This is a genomic window from Aliiruegeria lutimaris (assembly GCF_900099935.1).
Taxonomy (GTDB): domain Bacteria; phylum Pseudomonadota; class Alphaproteobacteria; order Rhodobacterales; family Rhodobacteraceae; genus Tropicimonas; species Tropicimonas lutimaris.
Genome location: NZ_FNEK01000015.1, coordinates 1 through 26,900 on the forward strand (window position 1 = coordinate 1; position 26,900 = coordinate 26,900).

34 protein-coding genes and 1 pseudogene are annotated in these 26,900 nt (G+C 62.0%); 16 read left to right on the forward strand and 19 right to left on the reverse strand.

Features of this window, described 5'->3' with window-relative positions; all coding sequences use genetic code 11:
- From BLR85_RS08850 to BLR85_RS08875, 6 genes are all read right to left on the reverse strand, one after another.
- Positions 1-411 (reverse strand): ABC transporter permease family protein (locus tag BLR85_RS08850; protein WP_139188338.1); only part of this gene is annotated, 411 nt, incomplete at its 3' end.
- A 14-nt stretch (positions 412-425) separates the two neighbouring features.
- Positions 426-1,298 (reverse strand): carbohydrate ABC transporter permease, encoded by an 873-nt coding sequence (locus tag BLR85_RS08855; RefSeq protein WP_068307306.1) that lies wholly within the window; start codon positions 1,296-1,298, stop codon positions 426-428.
- 134 nt (positions 1,299-1,432) lie between these two features.
- Positions 1,433-2,752 carry an ABC transporter substrate-binding protein gene (locus tag BLR85_RS08860; RefSeq protein ID WP_093153933.1) on the reverse strand — a complete coding sequence of 440 codons (1,320 nt, stop codon included), beginning with the start codon at positions 2,750-2,752 and terminating at the stop codon, positions 1,433-1,435.
- A gap of 110 nt (positions 2,753-2,862) precedes the next feature.
- Positions 2,863-3,825 (reverse strand): sugar-binding transcriptional regulator, encoded by a 963-nt coding sequence (locus BLR85_RS08865; RefSeq protein WP_093153938.1) that lies wholly within the window; start codon positions 3,823-3,825, stop codon positions 2,863-2,865.
- A gap of 3 nt (positions 3,826-3,828) precedes the next feature.
- Positions 3,829-4,506: an HAD family hydrolase gene (locus BLR85_RS08870; protein ID WP_093154294.1), complete on the reverse strand. Its 678-nt coding sequence runs from the start codon at positions 4,504-4,506 to the stop codon at positions 3,829-3,831.
- Between the two features lie 135 nt (positions 4,507-4,641).
- Positions 4,642-4,893, reverse strand: a complete 252-nt coding sequence (locus tag BLR85_RS08875) for a hypothetical protein (protein WP_425284470.1) — start codon at positions 4,891-4,893, stop codon at positions 4,642-4,644.
- A 25-nt stretch (positions 4,894-4,918) separates the two neighbouring features.
- Between BLR85_RS08875 and BLR85_RS08880 the strand changes: the two genes are divergently transcribed.
- Complete coding sequence (locus tag BLR85_RS08880; RefSeq protein WP_093153943.1) at positions 4,919-5,182, forward strand: hypothetical protein; 264 nt, start codon at positions 4,919-4,921, stop codon at positions 5,180-5,182.
- A gap of 167 nt (positions 5,183-5,349) precedes the next feature.
- A pseudogene (locus BLR85_RS29810) lies at positions 5,350-6,267 on the forward strand (hypothetical protein).
- Positions 6,268-6,461: 194 nt separating this feature from the next.
- Here the strand turns inward: BLR85_RS29810 and BLR85_RS08895 are convergent.
- Together BLR85_RS08895 and BLR85_RS08900 are read right to left on the reverse strand one after the other, a co-directional pair.
- Entirely contained in the window at positions 6,462-7,370 is a 909-nt protein-coding gene (locus tag BLR85_RS08895) for an EF-hand domain-containing protein (protein WP_093153958.1), read from the reverse strand.
- Positions 7,371-7,545: 175 nt separating this feature from the next.
- The gene (locus tag BLR85_RS08900) at positions 7,546-7,791 is read right to left on the reverse strand and encodes a hypothetical protein (protein ID WP_093153963.1); all 246 of its coding nucleotides are present in this window, start codon (positions 7,789-7,791) and stop codon (positions 7,546-7,548) included.
- Positions 7,792-7,964: 173 nt separating this feature from the next.
- On the opposite strand from BLR85_RS08900, the gene BLR85_RS08905 reads away from it, so the two are divergent.
- Complete coding sequence (locus BLR85_RS08905) at positions 7,965-8,849, forward strand: LysR family transcriptional regulator (RefSeq protein ID WP_093153967.1); 885 nt, start codon at positions 7,965-7,967, stop codon at positions 8,847-8,849.
- Positions 8,846-9,742: a DMT family transporter gene (locus tag BLR85_RS08910; RefSeq protein WP_280138471.1), complete on the forward strand. Its 897-nt coding sequence runs from the start codon at positions 8,846-8,848 to the stop codon at positions 9,740-9,742. Before BLR85_RS08905 ends, BLR85_RS08910 begins: the two co-directional genes overlap by 4 nt.
- Before the next feature lie 9 nt (positions 9,743-9,751).
- Here the strand turns inward: BLR85_RS08910 and BLR85_RS08915 are convergent, their stop codons facing one another.
- Positions 9,752-10,084 (reverse strand): ArsR/SmtB family transcription factor, encoded by a 333-nt coding sequence (locus tag BLR85_RS08915; protein WP_093153977.1) that lies wholly within the window; start codon positions 10,082-10,084, stop codon positions 9,752-9,754.
- 106 nt (positions 10,085-10,190) lie between these two features.
- Between BLR85_RS08915 and BLR85_RS08920 the strand changes: the two genes are divergently transcribed.
- From BLR85_RS08920 to BLR85_RS08930, 3 genes are all read left to right on the forward strand, one after another.
- Entirely contained in the window at positions 10,191-11,087 is an 897-nt protein-coding gene (locus BLR85_RS08920) for a DMT family transporter (RefSeq protein WP_093154297.1), read from the forward strand.
- Between the two features lie 26 nt (positions 11,088-11,113).
- Positions 11,114-11,614 (forward strand): hypothetical protein, encoded by a 501-nt coding sequence (locus BLR85_RS08925; RefSeq protein ID WP_139188339.1) that lies wholly within the window; start codon positions 11,114-11,116, stop codon positions 11,612-11,614.
- Positions 11,615-11,697: 83 nt separating this feature from the next.
- Entirely contained in the window at positions 11,698-12,180 is a 483-nt protein-coding gene (locus tag BLR85_RS08930; RefSeq protein WP_093153985.1) for a hypothetical protein, read from the forward strand.
- Between the two features lie 8 nt (positions 12,181-12,188).
- Here BLR85_RS08930 and BLR85_RS08935 read toward each other — a convergent pair whose 3' ends face one another.
- Complete coding sequence (locus tag BLR85_RS08935) at positions 12,189-13,028, reverse strand: c-type cytochrome (protein WP_093153990.1); 840 nt, start codon at positions 13,026-13,028, stop codon at positions 12,189-12,191.
- Between the two features lie 190 nt (positions 13,029-13,218).
- Between BLR85_RS08935 and BLR85_RS08940 the strand changes: the two genes are divergently transcribed.
- From BLR85_RS08940 to BLR85_RS08955, 4 genes are all read left to right on the forward strand, one after another.
- Positions 13,219-14,103 carry a bifunctional helix-turn-helix domain-containing protein/methylated-DNA--[protein]-cysteine S-methyltransferase gene (locus tag BLR85_RS08940; RefSeq protein WP_093153995.1) on the forward strand — a complete coding sequence of 295 codons (885 nt, stop codon included), beginning with the start codon at positions 13,219-13,221 and terminating at the stop codon, positions 14,101-14,103.
- A gap of 74 nt (positions 14,104-14,177) precedes the next feature.
- Positions 14,178-14,831 carry a YiaD family glycine zipper/OmpA-like lipoprotein gene (locus BLR85_RS08945; RefSeq protein WP_093153999.1) on the forward strand — a complete coding sequence of 218 codons (654 nt, stop codon included), beginning with the start codon at positions 14,178-14,180 and terminating at the stop codon, positions 14,829-14,831.
- 105 nt (positions 14,832-14,936) lie between these two features.
- A complete protein-coding gene (locus tag BLR85_RS08950) occupies positions 14,937-15,704 on the forward strand; it encodes an FCD domain-containing protein (RefSeq protein ID WP_093154004.1) in 768 nt (255 codons plus the stop codon).
- Positions 15,705-15,822: 118 nt separating this feature from the next.
- Positions 15,823-16,110, forward strand: coding sequence for a hypothetical protein (locus tag BLR85_RS08955; RefSeq protein ID WP_093154009.1), 288 nt, complete (start codon positions 15,823-15,825; stop codon positions 16,108-16,110).
- Between the two features lie 206 nt (positions 16,111-16,316).
- Here BLR85_RS08955 and BLR85_RS08960 read toward each other — a convergent pair whose 3' ends face one another.
- The 5 genes from BLR85_RS08960 to BLR85_RS08980 form a co-directional block, all read right to left on the reverse strand.
- Entirely contained in the window at positions 16,317-16,877 is a 561-nt protein-coding gene (locus BLR85_RS08960; protein ID WP_093154013.1) for a F0F1 ATP synthase subunit B, read from the reverse strand.
- Complete coding sequence (locus tag BLR85_RS08965) at positions 16,877-17,482, reverse strand: F0F1 ATP synthase subunit B' (RefSeq protein ID WP_093154018.1); 606 nt, start codon at positions 17,480-17,482, stop codon at positions 16,877-16,879. The genes BLR85_RS08960 and BLR85_RS08965 overlap by 1 nt, the downstream gene beginning before the upstream one ends.
- Before the next feature lie 82 nt (positions 17,483-17,564).
- Positions 17,565-17,789 carry a F0F1 ATP synthase subunit C gene (locus tag BLR85_RS08970; protein ID WP_068314254.1) on the reverse strand — a complete coding sequence of 75 codons (225 nt, stop codon included), beginning with the start codon at positions 17,787-17,789 and terminating at the stop codon, positions 17,565-17,567.
- Positions 17,790-17,850: 61 nt separating this feature from the next.
- Positions 17,851-18,606, reverse strand: a complete 756-nt coding sequence (locus tag BLR85_RS08975) for a F0F1 ATP synthase subunit A (protein ID WP_483060201.1) — start codon at positions 18,604-18,606, stop codon at positions 17,851-17,853.
- Positions 18,607-18,690: 84 nt separating this feature from the next.
- Complete coding sequence (locus BLR85_RS08980; protein WP_093154024.1) at positions 18,691-19,044, reverse strand: AtpZ/AtpI family protein; 354 nt, start codon at positions 19,042-19,044, stop codon at positions 18,691-18,693.
- 306 nt (positions 19,045-19,350) lie between these two features.
- Here BLR85_RS08980 and nth point away from each other — a divergent pair, with 306 nt between their 5' ends.
- The gene (gene nth, locus BLR85_RS08985) at positions 19,351-19,992 is read left to right on the forward strand and encodes an endonuclease III (protein ID WP_093154029.1); all 642 of its coding nucleotides are present in this window, start codon (positions 19,351-19,353) and stop codon (positions 19,990-19,992) included.
- Positions 19,989-20,981, forward strand: coding sequence for an adenosine kinase (locus BLR85_RS08990; RefSeq protein ID WP_244520661.1), 993 nt, complete (start codon positions 19,989-19,991; stop codon positions 20,979-20,981). Before nth ends, BLR85_RS08990 begins: the two co-directional genes overlap by 4 nt.
- Before the next feature lie 4 nt (positions 20,982-20,985).
- Here the strand turns inward: BLR85_RS08990 and BLR85_RS08995 are convergent, their stop codons facing one another.
- Positions 20,986-21,378, reverse strand: coding sequence for a thermonuclease family protein (locus BLR85_RS08995; RefSeq protein ID WP_093154038.1), 393 nt, complete (start codon positions 21,376-21,378; stop codon positions 20,986-20,988).
- 119 nt (positions 21,379-21,497) lie between these two features.
- On the opposite strand from BLR85_RS08995, the gene BLR85_RS09000 reads away from it, so the two are divergent.
- Positions 21,498-21,731 (forward strand): helix-turn-helix domain-containing protein, encoded by a 234-nt coding sequence (locus BLR85_RS09000; protein ID WP_093154042.1) that lies wholly within the window; start codon positions 21,498-21,500, stop codon positions 21,729-21,731.
- Between the two features lie 175 nt (positions 21,732-21,906).
- Here BLR85_RS09000 and BLR85_RS09005 read toward each other — a convergent pair whose 3' ends face one another.
- A complete protein-coding gene (locus BLR85_RS09005; RefSeq protein ID WP_093154045.1) occupies positions 21,907-22,725 on the reverse strand; it encodes a sulfotransferase family protein in 819 nt (272 codons plus the stop codon).
- Positions 22,726-22,869: 144 nt separating this feature from the next.
- On the opposite strand from BLR85_RS09005, the gene BLR85_RS09010 reads away from it, so the two are divergent.
- Positions 22,870-24,447, forward strand: a complete 1,578-nt coding sequence (locus BLR85_RS09010; protein WP_093154050.1) for a DUF5928 domain-containing protein — start codon at positions 22,870-22,872, stop codon at positions 24,445-24,447.
- 22 nt (positions 24,448-24,469) lie between these two features.
- Complete coding sequence (locus tag BLR85_RS09015; protein WP_093154054.1) at positions 24,470-24,853, forward strand: HIT domain-containing protein; 384 nt, start codon at positions 24,470-24,472, stop codon at positions 24,851-24,853.
- 33 nt (positions 24,854-24,886) lie between these two features.
- Here BLR85_RS09015 and BLR85_RS09020 read toward each other — a convergent pair whose 3' ends face one another.
- Complete coding sequence (locus tag BLR85_RS09020; RefSeq protein WP_139188340.1) at positions 24,887-25,933, reverse strand: ATP-binding protein; 1,047 nt, start codon at positions 25,931-25,933, stop codon at positions 24,887-24,889.
- A gap of 12 nt (positions 25,934-25,945) precedes the next feature.
- Positions 25,946-26,890, reverse strand: a complete 945-nt coding sequence (locus BLR85_RS09025) for an ABC transporter ATP-binding protein (protein WP_093154064.1) — start codon at positions 26,888-26,890, stop codon at positions 25,946-25,948.
- Positions 26,891-26,900: the final 10 nt, after the last annotated feature.

A 26,900-nucleotide genomic window follows, 5' to 3' on the forward strand; every position in this document is an offset into this window, starting at 1 on the left:
CAGGCCGAAATCGCGGAAGATCAGGTAGATCGGGATCAGCACGCCGACGGGCGGCAGCATCTTGGTCGAGAGCATCCACATCAGCACGTCCTTGGTCCGCTTGGCGGGCACAAAAGCCATTGCCCAGGCGGCCGGGATCGCGATCAGCAACCCGAGGAGGGTCGAGCCGACCGAGATGGTCACCGAGTTCATGAAGTGCTTGAAGTAGTCGGAGCGCGCCTGAACCGCGCCATAGCTCTCGGTGGTCCAGTCCGAGGAGAAGAGAACTTCGAGAGGCGCCCGGATCGCGTCCTCCTCGGTTTTGAAGGACAGGATCAGGATCCACAGGATCGGGAAGAACATCAGGAAACCCAGTGTTCCGGCCGTTGCTGTGTTGAACATCTTGGATTTTGTCGAAACTGCGCGTGCCATTTTGTTCCCTCCCCTTAAGCGTCGAGGTTCTTGCCAATCATCCGCATCAGGAAGAATGCGACGATATTGGCGAGGATGATTGCGACGACACCACCTGCGCTGCCGATGCCCACATCATATTGCAACAGCGACGAGACATAGATCAGATAGGTGAGGTTGGTTGTTGCGACGCCGGGGCCACCATTCGTGGTGACGAGGATTTCGGCGAAGATCGAGAGCAGGAAGATCGTCTGGATCAGGATCACGACCGTGATGGCGCGCGCCATATGCGGCAGCATGATGAACCAGAAGCGGTTCGGCCAGCTCGCCCCATCCATTTCCGCCGCTTCCAACTGCTCCTGGTCGAGCGACTGGAGCGCCGTCAGAAGGATCAGCGTGGCGAATGGCAGCCACATCCAGGAAACGATGAGGATGATCGAGGCCATCGGGATCTGTCCGAAAAAATCGACCGGCTGCATCCCGAGCGCACCCGCGATCCGGCCGAAGATGCCGTTCACCGGGTTCATGAACATGTTCTTCCAGACAAGGCCGGACACCGTCGGCATGACGAAGAAAGGCGCGATGACCATGATGCGGATAATGCCCTGTCCGAACATCGGTCGATCCAGCAGGAGCGCGAAGCAGATGCCACCGATGGTCGTGATCGTCAGCACACCTGTCACCAGCACCAGCGTGTTCACCATCGCCGCGCTGAAGCTGGGATCGGTGAAGAACCAGTAATAGTTTTCCCACCCTGCAAAAGGGGTACTTCCCGGTTGCAACAGGTTGTAGCGCAGGAACGAGAAGTAGATCGTCATGCTCAAGGGAATGATCATCCAGCCCAGCAGCAGGATCACTGCCGGGGAGATCATCAATCGAGCAGAGGATCTGGAAGCCTTGGTCGCCATACGGTTCGCCCTCCCTGCGAATTTACGTAAGCACTCGGGGAAAGACCGCTGTCAGGTCCTCGCCGGAATGCTTTCTGCCAGGCGGAGGTAAAAACGGGCCGAAACGCTTGGTTTCGGCCCGCTTCGGGAGGAGGTTACTTGATGTAACCCGCTTTGGTCATTTCGCGGACGGCGAACTTCTGGCTGTTTGCCAGCGCCTCTTCAACCGTCGCCTGACCGGTCAGGGCCGCGGAGATCTGCTGACCCACATAGTTGCCGATGCCCTGGAACTCGGGGATCGCCACGAACTGGACGCCGGTATAGGGAACCGGATCCCTGGTCGGGTTCGCCGGGTCAACCGAGAAGATCGCATTCTTGATGGTCTCGGCAAAGGGCGCAGCTTCCAGAAGACGCGGATCTTCGTGGACCGATGCGCGGGTTCCGCTCGGCACGGCGACCCAACCTTCGGTTTCGCCGACCATTTCGTAGTACTCTTTCGAAGTGCCCCATTTCAGGAAGTCCTTCGCAACGTCGGCTTTCTGAGAGCTTGCCGGGATGGCAAGAGCCCAGGACCAGAACCAGCCGGTACCGTTCGACGTCACCTGCTTCGGTGCCTGGAAGAAGTCCGTCACGTCGGCAACGGTGGAGGTTTTCGGGTTGCGAACGTCATTGGCGGCCGAAGTGGCGTCGACCCAGGTTGCGCATTTGCCGTCCTTGAACAGGGCGCGGTTCTCGTTGTGGCCATTGGCGGACGCACCCGGAGGACCGTAATTGTTCATCAGGTCGACATAGTAGGTGATCGCGTTGTTCCACTCTTCGCTGTCGAGCTGCGGCTGCCAGTCCATGTCGAACCATTTGGCGCCGAAGGCGTTGGCGAGCGGGCCGATGAACGCCATGTTCTCACCCCAGCCGGCCTTGCCGCGCTGGCAGGTGCCGTAGACGCCATTGTCGGGGTCGTGGACCTTGGCGACAAGCTCGGCAAACGCGTCATAGGTGATCTGCTCGGTCGGGGCCTCGACACCGGCCTTCTCGAACACGTCGGTGCGATAGAAGGTGAAGGACGTCTCGGAGTAGAGCGGAACGGCATAGAGGTGACCGTCGGCCGACAGGCCGTTGCGCACCAGCTGGAAGATGTCTTCCAGGTCGTAATCGGCGTCATCTGCGAAATCGTCCAGCGGCGTAAGCCAGCCCTTGGCGCCCCAGATCGGCGTCTCATAGGCGCCAATGAACATGATATCGAACGAGCCGCCACCGGTGGCGATATCCGTCGTCGTGCGCTGGCGCAGGACGTTCTCCTCCAGAACGACCCAGTTGATCGTGTTGCCCGTGGCTTCTTCCCACTTCGGAGCGAGCTTCTGCATGACGATCATGTCAGCGTTGTTCACGGTCGCAATGGTAATCTCTTCGGCGGTGGCTGCGGTGCACAGGGCGGCCGCGGCGCAAGCGCCGAGCAAGGTGGAAACCTTGATGTTCATGCTTCTCCTCCTAAGCAATTTGAGCATATGCTCATGTAGTGGGTATATGCTCACTCATGGGCGTGATTCTGTCAACTCCCGAGTCGTCTATTTCTCAATTATCTTTAGTATTATGGGTTGAGGAGCGCCTGGGCCGTCGGTTCATCCGTGACCAAGCCGTTGATTAGGTTTCCGGAAAGTGCCGCGCGCAGAGCCGGAACCTTGTTGTTTCCGGCCGCCACGGCCACGACCATATTCTCCTCGGGCGGCAGAACCCGGACCCCGGCATTCCGAAGGTTGGAGCCGAAATTCAGGTATCGCCCCGACTCGTCATAGATCCAGCCGACGATTTCTCCGGCCGCTCCAGCGTTACGCATGGCTTCCAGTTCTTCCTGGGTGATGAACCCGTCCAGCCGTATCGGGGCGGTGTCGTCCATCTGCCCGACGCCCACGAATGTCACGTTGGCGGAGCGGGCAAGTTCCATCGTCCGCCGCATCGGATCGAGCGCGTGGAACATGTCTCGTTCTTTTGGCGAATCCGCGAAAACCGGCAGGGGCATCGGGTAATGCGCGGCATGGACCCGGTCGGCAAGCCGCATGATCACGTCATAGAAGGATGCCGATCCGTCGGGAGAGATGTTGCCGATCAGCGAGACCAGCTTGTGGCGTTCGCATTGCATGGTCTGGATCTGCTCGACGGCAGCACGAAGGGTTCGGCCCGTCCCGACCGCCATCACAAGAGGTTCGGCAGAGGCCAGAACCCGCTCGATTTCCACCGCCGCGATCGGGGCGATGCTTTTCGTGGGGTCGGCTCCCGCTCCGAGGCCCGGCGCCACACGGACCAGTTTCAGCGCATATTTGCGCTTTAGTGTTGCTTCCAGAGCCATGCAGGAGGACAGGCTGTGTTCCAGTCGGAAATGGATCAGCCCTTCGGAGACGGCGCGCGAGACCAGCCTTTGGGCCCTTTGCCGGGACATACCCAGCTCCCGGGCAATCTGGTCCTGTGTCTTGCCTCCCACGTAGTAGAGCCACGCCGCGCGTGCCGCCTCGTCCAGCGGTGTTGCGTCCGGGTCGTGCTGCTTGGGAAGGTTCATGAGTCAGGTGCCGGTCTTCTGGAGGGTAGGAGCAGGGTGATAGAAATTCGCGAAGGATGCAAATCGGCGGTGCGGCCGGGGAATGTCGGGGCCATCGAAAGACACGCCCTGCATATGGCTGCCGCCGGTGAATTGCCAGACGGTCATGTTGGCGGCGAGCCCGGAGCGGACGCCGTTGAGGCTGTCCTCGATGACAAGGCAGCGTTCCGGGGCCGTCTGCATTTTTGCGGCGACATGCAGGAACAGGTCGGGTGCGGGCTTGCCACGTTCCACCTCCGAGGCGGTCCAGACCCGGTCCTCGAAAAGCGCGGACATGCCGACGATTTCAAGCGCCCGTTCCACGCGCGGCGGGCTGGAGCTGGTGGCGACGCAGAAGGGGACAGAAAGAACCTCGATCACCGCGCGCGCGCCCGGCATCTCTTCCAGTTCCGCGTCGAAGGCCGCGAGAAGGCGGGCGCGGTAGTCAGCTTCGAACTCCGGGGGCAATTCGAGCCCGAACTCCTTGCGGATCTGCGAAATCACCACCGGGTAGCTGCGGCCAAGGAAGTGCCGGGCCACGTAGGGCAAATCGACATTCACGCCCCATTTGGCCAGTTCGGCCACGAGCATGCGGGCCGAGATCAGTTCGCTGTCGATCAGAACCCCGTCGCAGTCGAAGATGACGAGATCGAATTCCGGCATTGCCATCCCCCCTCAGAGCGCGTCCCGGGGCACAGGGCCCCGGAGGCGTACTCAACGTCCGCGCGTGGCGGAGGTCAATGGGCGGCCGCCGCTTTTTGCCCGGGCGGAGCGCGGAAGGAGATCAGGCGGAGCAGTTCAGCGAGGCTTCTGGAAGGTGCTTGGAATAGTCCTGCCCGGGGGCATGGCGCGCATGGTCTCGATATCCATCACCTCGACCCCCTCGCACACATGCCCGACCACCGATAGGTCGTGCGAGACCATGACGAAGGTCAGCTTGTGCTCGGCGCGCAGGTCGTTCTGCAGGTTGAGGATCTCGGCCTGCACAGAGACGTCGAGCGACGAGGCGGGGCGCAAGCCGCCGCAGGACAAGCTGCGAGATGTCAGCACGACGGATCATGCCCAACTGAAGCCATTGCAAAAGGAGTTTACCTCCGGGCCGGAAGTGACGGCCGCCTGCCTCGTTTGCCATGACACGACGGGCACCTACGCCAAGGTCGCCATGATGGCCGGCCATCCGCCGCTCGATCCAGTGCCGGGGGGCGCCCAGACAATTACCGGCGGCGATAACGTGAAGCACGGGGACCTGTCCTCGGCGCTCTACACGCCCGACAAGGCGGTCGATGTGCACATGGCCGCGGACGGGATGAACTTCACCTGTTCGACCTGTCACAGCTAGCAGGAACACAACTGTGCCGGTTCGCGCTACAATACCGCGGCCAAGGATCTGGGCGGCACCGGCAAGCCGGGCAGCGACCGTTTCACCGCGAGCTGCGAGGGCTGCCACACAGCGACCCCGCACGAGACCGCATCGTCGGGCTCAAGCTCAACGATCACACCCACAAGGTGGCCTGCCAGACCTGCCATATCCCCGAATATGCCAGGAGCGGCGTTGCCACCAAGAGCTACTGGGACTGGTCGACGGCGGGCAAGATTAACGCGGAGGGCAAGCCCTATTCGGAGGAGAACTACACGCAAGGCAACGGCAAGCACCAGCACACCTACATGTCCCAGAAAGGCGATTTCGAGTGGGCGGAGAATACAGAGCCCGCCTACGCCTGGTTCAAAGGCGTCGTGGAATACGTCAATGACGAGAAAGTGCTCGACCCCGAGGGCATCGCGCCCGTGAACGCGATCCGGGGCGATCCCGCGTCAGATGACAGCCGGATCTGGCCGTTCAAGATCATGAAGGGGCGGCAGGCCTGTGACAGCGTCAACAACACGCTGGTTTAAACCCATGTCTACGGGCCGCAGACCGACACCGCCTTTTGGAAGAACTACGACTGAGCCAAGGCGATGCGGGCCTGGATGGAGGCGGCGGGCAAGGCCGACAGCTATTCCGGAGAGTTCGGTTTCGTCGATACCGAGATGTACTGGCCGATCACCCACATGGTCGCTCCGGCAAAGCAGGCCATGGAATGCGAGGAATGCCACGCGCGCAACGGACGTCTGGCCAATATCGCCGGCGTGTTCATGCCGGGTACCGAGGACGACCGGCTGGTCGGGCTTCTGGGCAAGCTGATGGTCCTGGCGGTGATCGCCGATTTCCATGTGCTCGCGGCCTACGCGATCGGGGCCTTTGTCATCACCCATGTCTACCTTCTGACACTGGGTCATGGCTTCCGCGCGCATGTCAGACCAATGATCGACGGCTACGAGGATACCGATCTGACCCCCGAGCAGGAGGCCTATCTGGAGTCGAACGAGCCGAAGCGGTTGAAAAAGGGTGGGTGTATTCATCAGGGCGTCCAGGCAGCCGAATAGAGCCCCGCCTGCCGGGAGAGGGCCGGTTCACGGGGTGAAACTCCCTTCGGGCGACCTGGAGACAGCGTGTGCGCTGCGACGTTACAGGGCCGGATCCGGTCGTGGAAACGCCCCGCCTGTGGGAAGGCGGGGCGTGTTGCATACGGGCCCGGTGAACCGGCCCCGTTTTCACCGAGGCCGGTACATTCTGGACGTCAATTTCCGATTTTCGCTTCGAGGCAAACCGGAACGAAACCGGCCGGAGCGGTGCTGTCGACCACGGATTTGCACAGCAGGATGTCGCCCGTGCGTCCATCGACAATCCAGAGGCCATCCTCTGTCGTGAAGCCTTCAAAGGCGATGGCCGGCTGGCGTTGGCCCTTGCCGGAACCCCGGAACTGGTCCTGTCCGCCCATCTGGCCCGGTCCCTTACCCTGACGCTGCATGCCCGGCTGGTGGCCATAGCCGCCGCCCTGCACCTGCATCTGAGGTTGGTTGCCCTGGGCGGCCCAGCCTTGGCCTTGTCCACGCCCTTGTCCGGGCCCCTGGCCCTGACCCTGGCCACGGCCCATGCCTTGACCGTTGCCCTGACCCTGACCGTTGCCACGGCCTTGACCGTTGCCGCGCCCCATGCCCTGGCCATTGCCTTGGCCCTGTCCACGGCCGCCATTGGCGAAATCGCGGTCCGAGACGACGCCGTCGCCGTCGCGGTCCATCACCTGCAACCAGGCGCGCGAGGCGGCCTCGAATTCCTCGACAGAGACGGAGGCGCTGTTGTCTCGGTCCGTCGCCTCGAAGGTCAGGGCCTGCTCGGCGCGTCCGGTGCCGTTACCCCGGCCACCGGGGCGCTGCATGGAGCCGGCGCGGGCCTCGTCCAGAAGTTTGTACTCCTCGGCCGAGAGCTGCCCGTCCTCGTCCTCGTCAAAGGCGGAGAAGACGTCGTTGCGCCGCTCTATGAGCTCTTCGAGGGTAACGGTCCCGTCTTCATTCGCGTCCCAGTTCGACAGGAAATTCACGCCGGGGACGAAATCGGGATCTGCCTGTTGTGCCGACAGGGGCGCGACCAGCATGGCCGAGGCAGCGATGGCTGAGAATGCCGTAACGGAGATCAGGGTCGGTTTCATCGGGATGATCCTCTTGGGTTCTTGTATGCCTTGTCATTTCATACGCAGCGCCCCGAAAGATCCGTCGCGGCGAAGTGCATTTTCCCGATATTTCTTTCTGACCCCGAAATGGAAAAGACGCGCGGTTTCCCGCGCGCCTTCTCTGCTGACAGGGTTGGCCCGGCCGATTCCCAAGTCACTCCATGCTGGGGCCGTGCGTCGAGAGGTGGGCGACGAGCGGTGCGCCCTTGGGATTGGCGAGGATACGTTCGATAGCCTGTGCATTGCCGCCCTCTTCGCGCAGTGAGACAAGCCGCACCAACTGGCTGGTGCTGTAGAGGCCGGGCTCGACCCCAGCGGTTTGGGCAAGCTGCGTCTGGCTTGCGAGGGCCGGCATCGCCGTGATGGCGACGAGGGCGGCAAGAACGGCGGTTCTTCTCATCGTCGTGCCTTTCCTAAGCAAAATCGGCGCCGCCCCGATTGGGGATGTGGGACGGCGCCCAGGGGAGAACTGAGTCTCATGTGGGAAGGCATCGGGCAAAAAACACCTTTTGAAAATTGAGCGGAACTGTTCATATATGCACAACACAATGACGATATGCGGGTGTGAGTGGAATGACAGTTGAGGCATGGGATGAAATCAGGACATCCTTTCACGTGGCCAAGATGGGAACGGTGTCCGGGGCAGCCGAGGCGCTCGGCGTTCACCATGCGACGGTGATCCGCCATGTCGATGCGCTGGAAGCGCGGCTCGGCACCAAGCTGTTTCAGCGCCATGCGCGCGGCTACACCCCGACCGAGGCCGGGATGGACCTGCTGCAGGTGGCGGCGGCCACCGAGGATCAGTTCACCCAGCTTGTGGGCCGGATTCGCGGGCGCGGCTCGGATGTGTCGGGCGAGTTGATCGTGACCTCCATTCCCGTTCTGTCGCCGCGCCTGTCGCCGCTTCTTGTGGAATTTTCCGAAGCGCACCCGGAAATCCGGATACGTTTCCTGACCGATCAAAGGCTGTTCAAGCTCGAATACGGCGAGGCGCATGTGGCGATCCGAGCCGGAACGAAGCCGGACCAGCCGGACAATATCGTCCAGCATCTGGCGGATGAGGACATGGCGCTCTATGCGACCCGCGCTTACGTGGAGAGCCACGGCCCGTTGGTGGAGGGCGAATGGGACGGGCACCGCTTCGTTACGACCGACGAGATGAACAGCCGCGTGCCCTTCTATCGCTGGATGTTCGAAAATGTGCCCGGCGACCTGATTACCTTTCGTGCCTCGGAACAGCGGTCTGTGCATGACGGCATCCTGGCCGGCGCCGGGATCGGCTTCGTCCTTGTGAAGGATGCGGAGACGAATCCCGACCTCGTGCAGATGATGCCGCCCAAGCCAGAGTGGAACAGCCGCCTGTGGCTGGTAACACATGTCGATCTGCACCGGACCGCGAAGGTGCAGACGATGGTGAAGTTCCTCAAGGAGAGGATCCGAAACGAGATGGCTGCGTGAGTCGGGTGCGCGTGCCGGGGCAAGCCCGGCGCGGGCATATCGCAATGTTCGCCTTCTCCGCCCTCGTCGCGGGTTCGTTCAGCCTCGGCGGTATGGTCGCCAACGAGATCGAGCCCACAGCACTCAATGCCGCCCGGTTCGTCCTCGCGGCCGCCGTGATCGGCGCGGTGGTGCTGGCCCGCCGTCAAATGCAACGCGCCGCCTTTGTCGCGCCTTGGCGCTACCTGATCCTGGGCGGACTTTTTGCCATCTATTTCGTGACCATGTTCGAGGGGCTGAAGACGGCGCCGGCCGTCTCGGCATCGGCCGTGTTCACCCTGACGCCGCTGCTGGCGGCCGGGTTCGGTTGGTTCCTGCAACGGCAGGTTCTGACACCGCGTATGGCGTTGGCGCTGGCAATCGGTGCCTTCGGAGCGCTTTGGGTGATATTCCGGGCCGATTTCGCCGCGATACGCGCGTTCGAGATCGGCCGGGGCGAGTCGATCTTCTTCTGGGGCTGCGTCGCCCATGCTGCCTATGCGCCCATGGTGCCGCGTCTTAACCGGGGCGAGCGTCCGGTCGTGTTCACTTTCGGCACGCTGGTGGCCGCCGCGATTGTGATAATAATCTATGGCGCGGGAGATATTCTTGCGACCGACTGGACAGCGCTGTCGCCGCTGGTGTGGATCACCCTGTTCTATATCGCTATCCCGGCTTCCTCGGTGACCTTCGTTCTGGTGCAATTCGCCGCGCTGCGCCTGCCGGCCTCCAAGGTGATGGCCTATACCTATCTCGTTCCGAGCTGGGTCATCTGCTGGGAGAGCGCGTTCGGCGAACCTGTGCCCCCGGCGATGGTGATGATCGGCATCGCCATGACCATGCTCGCGCTCTTGTTGTTGCTGAAAACCGAGTGACGCGCCGCGTTACGGGCTATCTTCGTGCAATTCCTGCTCCAGAAAGCGCTCGAACGCATCGAGATTGATCGCCTCGAACTGCCCGAAGCCCTGCATCCAGACCGAGGCATCGCGCAGCGCATCCGGCTCCAGCTTGCACCATTTCACCCGTCCGCGCTTCTCCTGGCTGATCAGGCCCGCTCGGGTAAGAATCACCAGGTGCTTGGAGATTGCGGCCAGCGACATCTCAAACGGTTCAGCGACATCGGTCACGGCCATGTCGTCTTCGAGCAGCATCGTCAGGATCTGGCGGCGCGTCGGGTCCGAGAGGGCGGCAAAGACGGTGTCGAGCGTGGGCTGCATGAGGACGAGCCTACGCTGTGTAGGGAGCGAGGAAAAGAGCGCGCAAGCGCAGGAAACGGGTCGCCTTTGGCGGTGCTACATGGCAGTGGAAGGGCCGGAGGTTCGCATGGCACCAAAAGACTGGCTCTGGGTTATGCTGCTCGGCTTCGGCTGGGGCGCGTCGTTCATTTTCAACGCGGTTCTGCTGCGCGAGATTGGGCCGCTCTCGGTCTCCTTTCTGCGCATCGCGCTTGGCGCGTTGACCTGCTGGACCTGGGTGTTCGCAACCGGCAAGACGGTCCCCTGGAAGCCCGTTCTGGCCGGCCAGGTCCTGATTCTGGGGCTGAGCAATTATGCCATCCCCTTCGCGATCTATCCCTTCGCCCAGCAATTCGTAACCAGTGGCGTGGCCGGCATCGTCAATGCGATGATGCCAATCATGGTCGTGATCGTCTCGCATTTCTGGCCCGGCGGCGAACGCGCAACCGTGCTGCGCAGCTTCGGGATTCTCTTCGGTTTTGCCGGCATCGTCGTGCTGACGCTGCCGGCGCTCGCCTCGGGCGCCGGCTCGCAGGCATGGGCGATCCTTTTCATGCTGCTCGCGCCGATCTGCTACGCGGTGGCCATGAATCTACTGCGCCGATTCCGCGGCATCGACCCGGCGGTAATTGCTGCCATGGCGCTGACGAGCGGAGCGCTCGCCATTGCCCCGGTAATGCTGGCCGTCGAAGGTATCCCGGCGATCGTCACGCCCGAGGGCTGGGGATCTCTGCTGGGTATCGGCGTGGTGCTCACCGGGCTGTCCTTCATCGCAATGTATGCGCTTGTCAGCCGAGTTGGAGCGACGAACGGCTCCACCGTCACCTTCATCGCGCCGGTTTCAGCCGTGCTGCTGGGGTGGTTGTTGCTCGGCGATCCGGTCAAACCTGAACATCTTTTCGGGATGGGACTGATTTTCTGCGGCTTGATTATAATCGATGGGCGACTTTTTCGTCGCCGGGCGTTAAACGTTAACGAATTTTAAAAAGTATTCGAAAATTGGTTACCCGTATGAAGATAATGAGAAATACCTCCCGACAACTGGTTATGGAAAGCACACCATGGTTTCTGGCCATTGTTGCCAGTTTCATCATGCTTGCCTTCGTGGCCGCTGGCCTGCGCCTGGTCTTCTCAGGCAACCTGATGGGTTTTTTCATTTCGCTGTTCGGGGGCGGACTCGGTGTTACCTGCCTGGTGATTTATGTCGAACGGCTTCAGGTTGTCCTGAATCGGGACAGCGAAACCGTTCATGTGCGCCGGCGCACCCTGACCAACCACGAGGAAGACCGCTTGTACCTTGGCGATCTGCTCGGAGCGGTGGTCGAGACCTCCTACAGCAAGAGCGGCGGGACGACCTGGAGACCGGTTCTGATGTTGCGCGGTTTGGCCGGTCCGGTCGCCTGTCCGATCACCGAGATCTTCACCGGCGACGACATGGCCCGTCTGGCCGCCGATGCCATCAACGACTGGCTGGGGGTCGAACGGACTCGCATGCCCGAGCTGGCGAGTTGAGCCCGCATCTGCGTCTTGGGTGACAATGCCGCACTTGCGGCTGCCGCGATGACAGCGCTGCGCGACAGGCGCAATATCGACGCATGAAAACCAGCCGCAACACCCCGCAGCAGCTGATTCTGGACCATGTTCCCTGGTTCTGGGCCGTGGCGCTTGTTCTCTTCACGCTTGTTTTCGTCGCGATCGGCTCGTCCATTCTCATCGGTGGAGAGCTTTTCGGGCTTCTGTTCATCTTTATCGGTGGCGGGGTTGGGCTGATCTGCATTGCCGTCTTTGTCGAGCGTCTGCAGGTGGTGCTGAACCGCGATACGAACCTGCTGCGCATCCGCCGGCGCACTTTGCTGGGCTACCGCGAGGAAACCCATGCGCTGGATCGGCTGGAACGCGCTGTCGTCCAGTCCAGTTCGGGCGGCCAGAACAATTCGAAGACGTACCGTCCGGCGTTGGTGCTGGTGCCCGAACGGGGCGGCCCCGCCGAAGCGAAGCCGATCACGCATGTCTACAGTTCAGGCCGTGGCGCCGACCATGCGGAGCGGGCGATCAATGACTGGCTGCAAGCCCGCTAGGGCTCCTATCAGCCCTTGTTTGGCAAGGGCGGCAGGCTTCGCAGGAAAAGGATGATCGCGGCCAGATCGTCGTCGCTCATGCCGGCGAGATAACCATAAGGCATCGGCGGCAGCATCGGCGAACCGTCCGGGCGCATCCCCTTGGTGATCATCTGGGCTAGTTCTGCATCCGTATGCGCTGCCAGCCCGTCGTCGTGGGAGGTGATATTGCTGGAAACCGAGATGCCCCAGGGCCCCTTGAACTCGAACCCGCCGCGTCCGAGATCGGTCTCCAGCATCGGTCCGGTCGGCCCCATGGGCGTGTGACATTCCAGGCAATGGGCGACGGGCCCGGCAAGATAGGCGCCATACTCGACGCTGACGCCGCGCGGAATATCGGCGACCGTCTCGACCGGCGGGCCATAGGCCGGCGGCAGGGGGATGTTGTAGACTGAACTGCCGGGATCGTTTTCGACGGCCGGAACAGTGCGCAGGAAGGCGACGATCGCGGCAAGATCGGTATCGGAAAGGCCGCGATACATCGCGAAGGGCATGGGCGGGCCGATCAGGCTGCCATCGGGGCGGATGCCCTCGCGAATGGCGCGGGCAAGCTCCTCGTCCGACCAGTCGGCAATGTGACCCGCCGGAGTGATATTCGGCGCGATCGCGGTGAAGGCCTCGTTCTTCTCAACCAGCCGCCCGGCCAGTTCCTGCCCCGGGACCGGGCCGTCCGGACCAAGCGGCGTATGGCAATTGCCGCAGCCAGCGATGCCGCGCACGAGGTATTCCCCACGTTCCTCGGGTGTTTCGGCAACGGCGAGGGTGGCCCAGGCAATCGAGAGAACTCCGGCACTCAAAATCGTCTTCATGGCAATCTCCAGGAAAATGGACTGAACTGATTAACGCAGCGTAACACAGCGTGGCGCATCGCCAAAGTCATCTTATGGTTGAACAAATTCGCACCACACAACCGTTGGATCGAGGCGAAGCCGCAGGAATCGGGTCGCGCCAGGTGCCGTCGCGGCCTAGGGTCGGGGCAGCAAACAGAACAGGTCCGAGATGAACGCGCCCACTTCCGAATATCATTTCCACGTCATGCGCCGTGCGCTGGACGAGATCGACGCCGCGCAGGAGGCGGGCGAGCTTCTGTCATTGGAGGGGCTGGCCGACCGGATGCAAATGAGCCCGGCGCATTTTCAGCGGCTGTTCAGCCAATGGGTTGGCGTCTCGCCCAAGCGCTACCAGCAATACCTGACGCTGGAACAGGCCAAGGTGTTGCTGCGAAACAGCTTCACCACGCTTGAAGTGTCCGACGCGGTGGGCCTGTCGGGCTCCAGCCGCCTGCATGACATGTTCCTGCGGTGGGAAGCGATGACGCCGGGGGAATATGCGCGCTCGGGGCACGGTCTTCGCATCTACTGGGGATGGTTCGACACGCCCTTTGGCGAGAGCCTTGCGATGGGGACGGAGAAGGGACTCTGCGGGCTGGCTTTCACTTCCGAAACCGGTCGCAATGCGGCGATGCAGGACATGGTCAGCCGCTGGCCGGAGGCAGAGTTCCGCGAAGACCCCGCCCGATTGGCGCAATGGATGCAAGCCGCCGTCGGCGAGGGTGGCGAAGCCCGTCTGCACCTGATCGGCGCGCCGTTCCAGATCAAGGTCTGGGAGGCGCTGCTGCAGATCCCGACCGGCCACGTGACCACCTATTCCGAGATCGCCGGTGCCATCGGCCACCCGCGCGCCGTGCGGGCCGTGGGAACCGCCGTGGGCCGCAACCCGGTCAGCTGGCTGATCCCTTGCCACAGGGCGATCCGCAAATCGGGCGGCCTGGGGGGGTATCACTGGGGGCTGCCCGTGAAACGCGCTCTTCTGGCCTGGGAATCTGCCCGGGCCGATGCTGCGCTCGATGGCCGCATCGCAGGCGGCGAAACCTCGCCCGGCTAAGCAATCGGGGGCTGCCAAAGCGGCGTAACTGCCGTATCACGGGGCCAGAAAAAAACGTCGAAGAGGCTGAGAGCATGATCCCCCGTCTTTCCCTGATCGTCCTTGGTGGCGCCGCCCTGACCCTGTCTGCCTGTACCGATCCTTCGCGGCTCGACCCGAACGCCAATTATACCCGCGACACCGCCATCGCTGGCGGTGCCTTCGGTGCCATCGCGGGGCTCGCCGCGAGCGGCGGACAGGCCAAGCAGGCCGTGATCGGAGCGGCCGTCGGGGCCGGGGCCGGCGCGCTGATCGGCAGCCGGATGGACGCCCAAGCAGCCGCGTTGCGGCAATCGATCTCCAACCCCAATATCACCGTCACCCAGGAGGGTGACATGCTGCGGGTGACCATGCCGCAGGACATCCTCTTTGCCATCGACAGCACCGAGGTGGGGGGCGCCTTGCAGGGTGACCTGGCCGCTCTGGCCGGCAATCTCAACCAATACCCGGACACCACCGCCCAGATCGTCGGACATACGGACAACACGGGCGATGCCGCCTACAATCAGGATCTTTCGGTCCGGCGGGCACAGTCGGTTTCGGCCGTTCTGGCGTCGAACGGCGTCGCCGCAAGCCGGCTGTCGGCGAGCGGTCAGGGCGAGGACAACCCGGTCGCTTCCAACCTGACTGAAGAAGGGCGCGCCCGAAACCGTCGGGTCGACATCCTCATTCGCCCGGCCAACAGCTGATCCCATCCGGCGGGGTTGGGGCTTGCGGGCCGGTCAATTCGGCCCCCTCTTGCCTCCGATCTGTATTGGTGGTCAAGTATTCTGACCAATTCAGGTGTTTCAGAGATGCCCTTCACAGCGATTCAGTCGGAAAAGCTCAGCGGAGCGGTTATTGAGCAGATCGAAAAGCTCATCCTGCGCGGCATCCTGCAGCCCGGGGAGCGCCTGCCGGCCGAGCGCGACCTGGCCGAACGGCTCGCCGTGTCCCGTCCCTCCCTGCGCGAGGCGCTGGCCGAGTTGGAAGAGCGTGGCCTGATCCACCGCAAGGCCGGTGCGGGGATCTTCGTCGCCGAGATCATCGGCGCTGCCTTTTCGGACCCCCTGATCGATCTTTTCTCCCGGCATGACGAGGCGGTTTTTGACTACCTCTCCTTTCGGCGGGACATGGAAGGCCTTGCGGCGGAGCGGGCCGCACGTGTCGGCTCCGATACCGACATTGCGGTGATCAAGGAGATCTTCGCGCAGATGGAGCGGGCCCACAGCAATCGATCCGGCGCGGAAGAGGCGCGGCTGGATGCCGATTTCCATCTCGCGATCGTCGAGGCCGGCCACAACATCGTCATGTTGCACATGATGCGCGCGATGTACCGCCTGCTCCGCGAAGGGGTCTTCTACAACCGGCAGGCGCTCTTTCGTCAGCGGGTGACGCGCAGCGCGCTGCTGGACCAGCACAGGGCGATCCGCGATGCCATCGCGGACCGCAATCCAGAAGGCGCGCGATCCGCGGTCGAGGCGCATCTGGACTATGTCGAAGCGGCAATGCTCGACCTGCGGCGCTCGGAGCGGAACGAGGCTGTCGCACGCCAGCGATTGCAGCATACCAGGGGCAGTTGAGCGCCTGTCGCGCGACCCTGGCTGGGCGCGCATTCGGAGATTTTGTTTAATTATGCTACCTTTCCCTTGGGTCAGTCGACCTTCCGTCCAGTGACGGATCATTCCAGGGAGGACAAAAATGTTTGCCAGAGTAACCAATTACAAGATGAAACCGGGTTCGCGCGCGGCCGCAACCGAGATCATGAACAGCCTGAAGGCCGATATCCTGGCGCTGCCCGGAATGACCCGGTTCATCAACGTGATGAATGACGATGGTAATGGATACGTCATTGCGCTTTCGACCGAAGAGGCAATGGACTCGGACACCGCGAACAAGGTCAACCAACTCTGGGGAGCCTTCAGCGAGCATCTCGAGGGACCGCCGGACCGCGCTTCGTTCCACGTGATTGCGGATTGGGCCGCCTGACGAATCGAACGCCCCGGTCCGACTTCCCCCAATGCCCCGGTGATCGCGCCAGTCTTCTTCTGACGTCAAATATCCTGGGGGTTTGGGGGTGAAACCCCCAAGGGACGCGACGCGCGAGGCACACCTCCGGGCGCTGCAAATGACCAGCACAACGAAAAAGGGCCGGCGCGAGGCCGGCCCTTGTCCATTTCTCCGAAGTCCCAGGCTCAGTGGAGCTTGGCATCCACGACCTTGATGCTCTCGTCGATCAGAGCGGCGGCGTCGCTTTCGGTCATGCCCTTGGCAACGACTTCGCCGGCAGCGGCGATCGCCACGTTGATGGCGCTGTCCCGCACTTCCTTGACGGCACTCGCTTCGGCAGAGGCTATCTGGTCCTCGGCGGCTTGCAGGCGGCGGGCGATGGACTTCTCCAGCTCCAGCTTGGCCTGCTTGGCGGCTTCCTCGGCATCCGCCTTGGCATGCTGCACGATAAGAGCGGCCTGCTCGGAAACCTCACGCTGCTTGCGCTCGAACTGAGCCAGAACGGTCTGGGCTTCTTCGCGCAAGGCACGGGCCTCGTCCAGCTCGCTGCGGATCGTGTCGGCCCGATTGTCCAGCATCTTGCCAAGCATGCTCGGCACGTTGAAGTGAAGCAATACGCCAACGAAGACGATGAAGGCGATCAGGACGACGAAGTTGGTGTTGCCGAGGCTGAAGAACGCACCGGACGCGGCAAAGGCCGGCGCGGCAGCGCCCGCGAGGGCCGCACTCAGGATGAGCTTGCGCATCAGGCGTCTCCCTTGATCTGGGCTTCGACAGCTGCGGCCACGGCGCCGGCATCGACCGGACGGCCAAGGCTCGCCACGATCTCGGCAGCGGCTTCCTTGGCCACGGCATCAACCGCTTCGATCGCGCTGTCGCGGATCTCGGCGATATGGGCTGCGGATTCGGCCGATTTGGCAGAAATCTCCGCATCCGCCTTGGCGGTGGCAACGCCCAGTTCTTCCTTGATCGCGGCGCGGGTTTCCGCAGCGATCTTCTGGGCTTCGGCGCGTGCCTCTGCCAGAGCCTTTTCATAGGCCTTTTCAGCCTCGACCGCCTTGAGCTTCAGCTCTTCGGCCGCGGCAATATCATTGGTGATCGTCCCCTTCCGCTCGGCGAGAACGCCGGCGATGCGGGGCAACGCGATCTTGGTCAGGATAAAGTAAATCGCCAGGATCGTGATGATTAGCCAGAAAATCTGGTTCGGGAACGTCGAGAAGTCCAGCTGCGGCATGCCGGCAGACTCGGCCCCATGGGCCATGTCGGCGGCGCCGTGAGCTGCGTCGGCGGCCCCGTGCGCGGCATCCGTCGCGTGTTCCGTTACTGTGGTTGCGTGGCTGTCGCCTGCCATGCTGTCCTCCTGGATCTGAAGATTCACCAAGGGGGCCGGTTCAGGCCCGCCCCCCTGGCGGCAAGGATCTCAGAAGTGTCTCTTAGACGGCGAACATCAGCAGAAGCGCGACCAGGAACGAGAAGATGCCCAGGGCTTCGGCGAATGCGATACCGATGAAGAGAGTGGCGGTCTGGCTGGCAGCCGCGGTGGGGTTGCGCAGGGCGCCGGCGAGGAAGTTGCCGGCCACGTGGCCAACACCGATGGCGGCAGCGCCGGAACCGATAGCTGCGAGGCCTGCGCCGATATGTGCGAGATCGCCTTCCATGATGATTTCTCCTTGCGATTGGAAGTTGATGTATTTGGTATTCGGGACCTTTGCGCCGCCCTTAGTGGGACGGGTGCAGCGCATCCTTGAGATAGACGCAGGTCAGAATTGTGAAGACGTAGGCCTGGACGAAGGCCACCAGCAGCTCGAGCCCGTACATGGCGGTGATCGCCAGGATCGAGAAGGGGGCGACGGCCATCAGGCCGGCAAAGCCCGCGAAGACCTTGATCACAGCGTGGCCGGCCATCATGTTGCCGCCAAGACGAATGGAGTGGCTGACCGGACGGACGAAGTAGGAAATCAGCTCGATGATCGCCAGCACGGGGCGCAGCGGCAGCGGTGCCGAACTGACCCAGAAGAGGCCCAGAAACTTGGTGCCGTTTTTCCAGAAGCCGACGAAAGTCACGGTCAGGAACACGGCCAGCGCCAACACCGCGGTGACCGCGATATGCGACGTCGTGGTGAAGGAGAAGGGCAGAAGGCCCAGCATGTTGGCGGATGCCACGAACATGAACAGCGTCATGATGTAGGGGAAGAAGGCGACGGCATCCTTGCCAGCCACTTCTTCCACCATCTTGTAGACGAAACCGTAGGCAAGTTCGGCAATCGATTGGGCGCGGCTGGGGATGATCGCGCGGCCGCGGGTGCCGACAACGAGCAGAAGCGTGATCGCGAGCACCGACATTGCCAGCCAGAAGGTGACGTTGGTGATCGTCAGCATCCCGACATGGTCACCGCCGAAAAGCGGCTTGACCGTGAACTGGTCCATCGGGTGGATGGCGGTGGTTCCGGTATTCAGGAAGAGCGCCGAGAGCACGGCCAGACCGATTGCACCACCAAGAAACAGCTTGCCGCCATTACCGGATTTTTGCGCAGTGGAAGCCTTCGATTCTGCCACGTCTCAGTCCCTCTCTTCCTCGACAGCGTCCGCCGTCTTCGTTTCCTGTTCAGCGGCCTTGGCCAACTGTTTCTCCTGAACATTCGCGGCGGTTCGCATCATCACGCGCACACCAGCCACGAAGCCCAGCAATATGAACAGCACCAGCATGAAGGGTTTTGTGCCCAACAAGGCGTCGAATCCCAAGCCGATGCCAAGGCCGATCACGATGCCGGCCACAAGCTCTGTCACCATCTGCCAGGCAATATTCGCCTGTGAGATGTCTCCCGTCGAAGGGGCGTCAGTCTTCCCGCCTTTGGCGCGCGCGATTTTCTCTTCGAGCTGCCTGAGCCGCTCTCGCTCGCTAGTTTCCGCCAATGGGGGGCACCCTCCAACCTTTGCGTCGGACACTATGCCGGGGTTGTGCTCAGAGTCAATCAGCTATGCTGCATGTGCATTGGCGTTTAGTGTGTTGATAAATATCAATAAAAATTGAAGCCGTGGATTCGGTTTCGGCCGTTAGCGCATGACATACCCGCCAGGGCAAATTCAACCAATCGGTTGATGGTTTTATTATCGGGACTGTCCCGAGGCGGGCGTTCCCCCACGTGAAGGCGTCATCGGCCGCTGAAGGCACGCCTTGCAGGTCTTGCGCCCGGCGGCACGCGCGGGCAAGACCGGGTCATGAGCAAACAACTTCATTACAATGTTCTGCGGCAGATCTTCGAACGCTTCCGCGAGAGCGAGCCGGAGCCCAAGGGAGAGTTGGAACATACCAACGCCTACACGCTGCTGGTGGCCGTGGCGCTTTCTGCACAGGCAACGGACAAGGGCGTGAACCGCGCGACGCGCGCGCTGTTCGCGAAGGTCTCGACCCCGCAGGAGATGGTCGATCTCGGCGAGGAAACCTTGATCGAGCACATCAAGACGATCGGCCTCTATCGCAACAAGGCGAAGAACGTGATGAAGCTGTCGCGCATCCTCGTGGAGGAGTTCGGTGGCGAGGTGCCCAATTCGCGCGCCGCGCTGGAGAGCCTGCCGGGTGTGGGGCGCAAGACGGCTAATGTGGTGCTCAATATGTGGTGGGGTATGCCGACGCAGGCGGTGGACACGCATATTTTTCGGGTCGCCAATCGGACCGGTATAGCGCCCGGCAAGGATGTGGTCGCGGTAGAGCGCGCCATCGAGGACAACATCCCCGCCGATTTTCAGCATCACGCACATCACTGGTTGATCCTGCACGGCCGCTATGTATGCAAGGCGCGCAAACCCAATTGCGGTGTCTGCGTGATCGAGGAATTCTGCCAGAAGGACGGCGTCGAGTGAGTGCAAAATACCAAGTTGTCGGCATCGGCAACGCCATTGTGGACGTGCTGTCCCATTCCGATGACAACTTTCTCGATATCATGGGGATCGAGAAGGGGATCATGCAGCTCATCGAGAAGGAACGCGCCGAGATCCTTTTTGCCGCGATGGATGAACGCCAACAGGCACCGGGCGGCTCGGTGGCCAACACGCTGGCCGGTCTCGGCCATCTCGGGTTGAAGACCGCCTTCATGGGCCGGGTGCATGATGACCACCTGGGGCAGTATTATGCCGACGCACTGACCAAGGACGGGACGGATTTCGTCAATCCGCCAGTGCCGAACGGTGAGTTGCCGACCTCGCGCTCGATGATCTTCGTCTCGCCGGACGGGGAGCGCTCGATGAACACCTATCTGGGCGTCTCGGCCGAGCTTGGTCCCGAGGATGTTCCGGAACAGGTTGCCAGCAGCAGCGAGATCCTGTTCCTCGAAGGCTACCTTTTCGACAAGGACAAGGGGAAGGAAGCCTTCCTGAAGGCGGCGCGCCTTTGCAAGGCCAGTGGTGGCAAGGCGGGGATCGCACTTTCCGACCCGTTCTGCGTCGACCGTCACCGCGACGATTTCCGTTCGCTGGTGTCGGAAGAAATGGATTACGTCATCGGTAACAGCCATGAGTGGTGTTCGCTCTACGAGACCGAGGACTTGGAGAAAGCCCTCGCCCGGGCGGCAGTGGATTGCGATCTGGTCGTCTGTACCCGTTCCGGCGACGATGTCGTCCTGGTCCGGGGCGAGGAGCGGGTAGAGGTCCCGGTGCACAGGGTGATCCCTGTGGATGCGACCGGCGCGGGCGACCAGTTCGCCGCCGGATTCCTCTACGGGCTGAGCACCGGGCGGGATCTTGAGACCTGTGGCCGAATGGGCGTGATCTGTGCGGCCGAGGTGATTTCCCACATGGGACCGCGTCCGCAGACGGATACGCACGATCTGTTCCACGCGGCGGGGCTTCTCTGACCGCTTATTTCTCGCATTGCTGGCTGGGAACCAGCCGGCTGCGGGCGCCTTTGGGCTCCAACGCGCGGTAACGTCCTTCCGAAAAACGCTCGCAATCGAGCGCATGTCCGCTGGCCACCATGGCCGCGGCAATGTCCTCGCCATTCGCCGTGCAGGTTCCGATCCGCTGATGTCCGATCCGCTTGTCCGAAATACCGCAGGTCACGAAGCTGCCCTCAATAATTCGCTGCATCTGTTGACGTGCGGTTTCAGCCTCTTTGCGCGAGTTCTGAGGGCGCTCTATTCCGTGCAAGCGGATGGGGGTTCCGGATATGACGAGCGTGTCGCCGCGCGCCACGTAAACCTCCCCCTGCGAAGCGGCCAGGAGCAGGGCAAAACCGGTAGCGAATACAATCATTGCGAATTTTCCTTGAAACATTAGAACTTACTATGGTTTCAGAATGACAAAATATACCGCAGGTAGCAATTCTGGTAAGCAGGGTTGATTTCTTCATTCCCAAGTGCGATGCGGCGCGCATGAAAATCGGCGAAGTGATATCCCGCGCGCGGCGCGCGGCTGGCTTGAAGCAAAAGGAGCTGGCTGCGGCGGCCGGTGTCCATGTTCAGACACTCAAGCGGCTGGAAGGCGGCGCTGGCGCCGGGTATTCGACGGTCCGGGCCTTGGAGAAGGCTTTGGGCAAGGCGGGCGCCACCTGGACCGAGACCGAGGACGGCTATGAGCTGCACGTTTTGTTGAAGTCGATGAAATAGAAAAATCTCTGACGACGTGTTCTGCACCAATGAAGGTCGCTGCGCGGCCTGCCTCCGGCGGGGATATTTGGAGTCAGAAGAAGTCCTGGGCGAGGCGAGTGGCGATGTGCGCCCCCCCAAACGGCGGGCTGCGCGTGAGCGCCAAAGCCGGAGGGCAGGCCCCCGTAGGGCCGGATCAGCGGCCGAGCTTGGCGTGCACCTCGTCGAGGTCGATTTCTCCGGTCGGCATCTTGTTGGCCGGGTTTTCGAAATCGTAGCGGAACAGCTCGAAGTCGCGGTGGTAGATCTCGTAGACGAGATGCATTGACAGGTCGTCGAAATAGTCCTCGACGGGGTGCGCACGTTTCGGACCGTGCCCTTCGCTCTCGTTGAAACGCGGGATTGTGCTCAGGTCGACCGGATGCGGAAGGGGGAGCCCGTCAAGGACCTGCGCCATGCCATCGTTGAATTTCTCCGTCCACACGATGCGGTCATAGCGGCCGCCGTTGACGATGAAGGTGGAGATATGGCCCGACATGGCCGACCAGTGAATGTCGGGGTCCATCGGGCGACGAAAACGGATCGTGTCGCGGGCAAATAGCAGGAAACGGCGGAAGCTCTTCACCTGGTCGAAATCGAAATTATCTTCGGGCGAGCCGACCGTCACACCGTATTGTTGCGCGAGCTTGGGCACGAGGTTGCCGCGATAGCGCCGGCCATTGCGCTGGATGCCAGCGATCTTGTCGAAAAACGAGGACAAGATGCGCGTATAAGGGTTGCGAACGCAGGTGAAGGTGCGCGAGCGATGCGCCGAGACGTTCGCCTCGATCAGCGGCTGGCTTTCCTCCTGCGCCCATTTGTGCAGCCCTTCGGCGGAATCGTGTATGTCCCCGTCGAAAAAACGGCCATGATCGGAATAGAACATGATCTGGCCGATGGTCGAGCAGGCGCATTTCGGCACCACGCGATAGACTATGCTTTCGCTTTCCGTCATCCAGGTGCCGGGATATCCCATGGAATTTGTCCTAATTTTGGGCTGACTGTTCTGCTCTCTTTTCAGAGATACTCATAAAAAAGCAAACAAACCCTGTCATTTCAATTGGCGTTCGGGCTATCTGGCTTGAACAATGCCGCGCAAGCCCCGAAGATTGTTCTCGAAATGGTACAGATCGCCTATATCCTGCTCTGTCACAAGGATCCCGACGCGATCGTCGCGCAGGCCCGGCGGCTGACAGCGGCGGGCGATTGCCTGTCCATTCATTTCGATGCACGCGCTTCCGCGGCCGATTTTGCGAAGATTCGCAGTGAACTGGCCGACAATCCCAATGTCACCTTTGCGGCAAGGCGCCGGAAATGCGGCTGGGGCGAATGGAGCCTTGTCGCGGCATCGCTGGAGGCGATCCGGGCTGCCACTGCCGCCTTTCCGCGTGCCACCCATTTCTACATGCTTTCGGGCGACTGCATGCCGGTGAAATCGGCCGAATATGCCCATGCCTTCCTGGCGGCGGAGGATGTGGATTACATCGAATCCGTCGATTATTTCGATGGCGGCTGGATCAAGACGGGCTTCGTGGAGGAGCGCCTGATCTACCGGCATTTCTTCAATGAGCGCCAGCGCAAATGGCTGTTCTACCGCAGCTTCGAGATGCAAAAGTGGCTCGGCCTGAAGCGCAAGGTGCCGCAAGACCTGCAGATGATGATCGGCAGCCAATGGTGGTGCCTGCGCCGGCGAACCATCGAGGCGGTGCTGGATTTCGCGGACACGCGGCGCGATGTCATGCGATTCTTCGCGACGACGTGGATTCCCGACGAGACCTTTTTCCAGACCATCGTGCGCCACCTCATCCCGCGGCAAGAGATCCGCTCGCGCACGCTGACCTTCCTGATGTTTTCCGATTACGGAATGCCGATCAATTTCTACAACGACCACCACGATTTGTTGCTGGCGCAGGACGCGCTTTTCGCCCGCAAGATCAGCCCCGAGGCAGCGGAGCTGAAGACGCGGCTCGGCAAACTCTATTCCGCCAAGGGGAAGGAATTCCGGATATCGGACGAGGGGCGCAATCTCTTTCACTACCTCACCAGGCGCGGCCGGGAAGGGCGGCGCTTTTCCCCGCGTTTCTGGGAGGAAGGTGGGGGATTGGAGCGCGACAAGGAACTGCTCCTTGTCGTTTGCAAGAAGTGGCATATCGCCAAGCGTCTCATCGGCGAGGTGCGTCGGCAGACCGGCCTGCACGCGGTGGAGTACCTGTTTGCGGAACAGGACGCCGGTTTGCCCGATCTCGGCGGGATTGAAACCAGCATCTACAAGCGCATGCGGCACCGGCGCGTGCTCGTATCGATGCTTTTCGGCTACCATGACACCGCGAAGCTGGCGCTCTGCCTGGACCCGTCCATGTTCGACATCATCAGCGATTTCGCCGGAGACCGGGCGACGGTGCGTATCCTCGATGTCCGCTGCAACTTCTCCGATGCGGATCTGCTCGGCCATGCCGAGCGTGTGGGGCTGGCAGGGGCCGGCGGCAATGCCGAGACTCTGGCGGAATTGATCGACACCTTGCGCCGGGATTTCACGCAGGAAACAGACCGGATCCGCGATGCCGGATTCCAGCATCATCATGTGATCGCGCAAGATGCGACGCCGGAACAGAATGCGCTGTCGCTGGCGGCGTTTCTGTCTATACCGGAGGAGACAGCGCTGAAGATTGCGGCGTGTGAGAACCTGTTTGACGACTGAACGGAAGGAGAAGGGTAGGAAAATGGCATATGTGTATGACGACCAGAATATCTTTGCCAAAATTCTGCGCGGCGAGATCCCCAACAGCCCCGTGCTGGAGACGGAGCATTCGCTGGCCTTCAACGACATCAACCCGCAAGCGCCCGTGCATGTTCTGGTGATCCCGAAAGGGCCCTATGTCTGCTACGATCATTTCGCTCTCGAAGCCTCCGATGCGGAGATCGTCGATTTCACCCGCACTGTCGGGCGGATCTGCAAGATGCTTGGCGTGCAAGCCGATGCGGCCGGCGACGGTTGCCGCCTGATCGCAAATGCCGGCGCGCATGGCGTGCAGGAGGTTCCCCATCTGCATGTCCACATACTTGGTGGACGGATGCTCGGACGGATGCTGGCACCCGCGAAGTGATCGCGGCGCCGGCTCGAACGGGCAGGGGGCGCCTCAGCCCTCGCCAATCCGCAGCCGGAGCATTTCCGTTACGATAGATCGGGCGCGTGACCAGTTCTTCGGCGTGGCGGTGGCGAAATAGTCGAGCCCCGGCGCCGAATTGACCTCGAGAATGGTTGCACCCTCCATGGCCTCTTCGAGGGCCGGGGCCAGTATGTCCACCCCGGCAAGGCGCAGGCCGAGACTGTCGGCCGCCCGGATTGCGAGGGCTTCGGTTTCGGGGGGAAGCTCGCCTGTCCAGTCGCGCAGGGTACCGCCGGTGGATAGATTGGCATTGTCCAGCAATCTCTGGCTTTCGCCTTTGGGTAGAATCGTTTCGAAGTTACGGCCATCGGCGGCAAGGCGGTGATGCAGGCGCGGGTCCTCGACGGAGATCTTGGCACCGCGATGCCGTTCCCGCAGCTCCGCGAGTGCCTTGTCGACAAGCTTCGCCAATCGCGTGGTGCCGTCGCCGATGACCGAGAGAGGGATGCGCTCGTAGGTCAGAACGACACGCCCGTCCAGAACCAGCAACCGGTAGTCGCGACCGGGAACATGGCGTTCGACGCGCAGGATGTCGTCGCTGGCAAAAGCCAATCGAAGGTCGGCAAGCAGGTGCTCGCGGTCCGTGCACAGGCGGATATCCCGCCCTTCGGAGCCCGTATTCGGTTTGACGATCACCGGCCAGCCCTGCGCCTCGGCGAACGCGACGGCGGCTTCCGGGCCGGGCAGGCGGGCTGCGGTGTCGGCATTCCGCAACGTCATGCGGTCCTGGTAGGCGGGGCTGAATACGATCCTGCCAGCGGGCGTCTGCAGATTGTCTGCCGCAAGCCAGCGGGCGGTGTAATCCTTGTCGGCCGCGATATGGGCGGCGGCATCGGTATTCAGACCGATGGATTTTCCGAAGATCGGATGGCGCCGGCCTTTCGTATCGACGATCCGTCCAACGAAACCATATTCGCTGTCCATTTCCAGCGAGACACCGAGCGCTTCCGCCGCCTCGGACAGCATGCGAACGAAGGGCGCCGTGCGCGCCATCAGCTTGCTGTCGGGACGCGACAAGGACAGCACGGGTCAGGCGGCCCTGTGCGCGCCAGCGGTGAGCGCGAGGAAAATGTCCTCCAGCCGGGGATCCTCGGAAGCGACGTCCGAAATCCGGATGCCGGCCGCGCGCACGGCGTCAAGCACATCCTCGGCCGATGTCGCCCCGCGCCGATAGGAGAGCGCAATGGCTCCGCCGGGGCGGCGTTCGCAGGTCACATCCGTTGGCAGGGGAAACTCCGCAGGCACCGGTCCCTCGGGCTGGATGACCAGCGTTTTTGCGTCGAGGCGGCCGATCAGGCGATCTGTGCGGTCATGCGCGATCTTCTCGCCATTATGGATGATGGCGATCTGGTCGCACATCTGCTCGGCCTCTTCGAGGTAATGCGTCGTCAGGATGATCGTCATCCCCTGCTCGTTGAGCTTTCGGACATTGTTCCAAAGCATCTGGCGCAGCTCGATATCGACGCCGGCCGTCGGTTCGTCGAGCACCAGCACATGCGGGTTGTGCACCAGCGCCTTGCCTAGCAGCAGTCGCCGCCGCATCCCCCCTGAGAGGGTGCGCGAATAGGCATCTGCCTTGTCCGTCAGCCCGATCATCTCGAGGATCTCGTCCGTGCGCCGCTCGCGTTTCGGAACCCCGTAGAGCCCGGCCTGCACGTCGAGTGCGGCGCGGGCGGTAAAGAACGGGTCGAGATTGAGTTCCTGCGGCATCACGCCGATGGCCGCGCGGCTCTGGCGCGGGTTCACATCGTGATCGAAGCCCCAGATTCGGACATTCCCGGCGCTTTTACGCACCAACCCGGCAAGGATATTGATGAGAGTCGATTTCCCGGCCCCATTCGGACCCAGCAGGCCGAAAATGGACCCCTGAGGCACCTGCAGGTCCACCCCTTTGAGCGCTTCCTTTGGCGGTTCGCCCTTGTGGGCGGCGTAGGTCTTTGCCAGTCCTTCGATTTCGATGGCGAATTGGCTCATATGCGGCGCT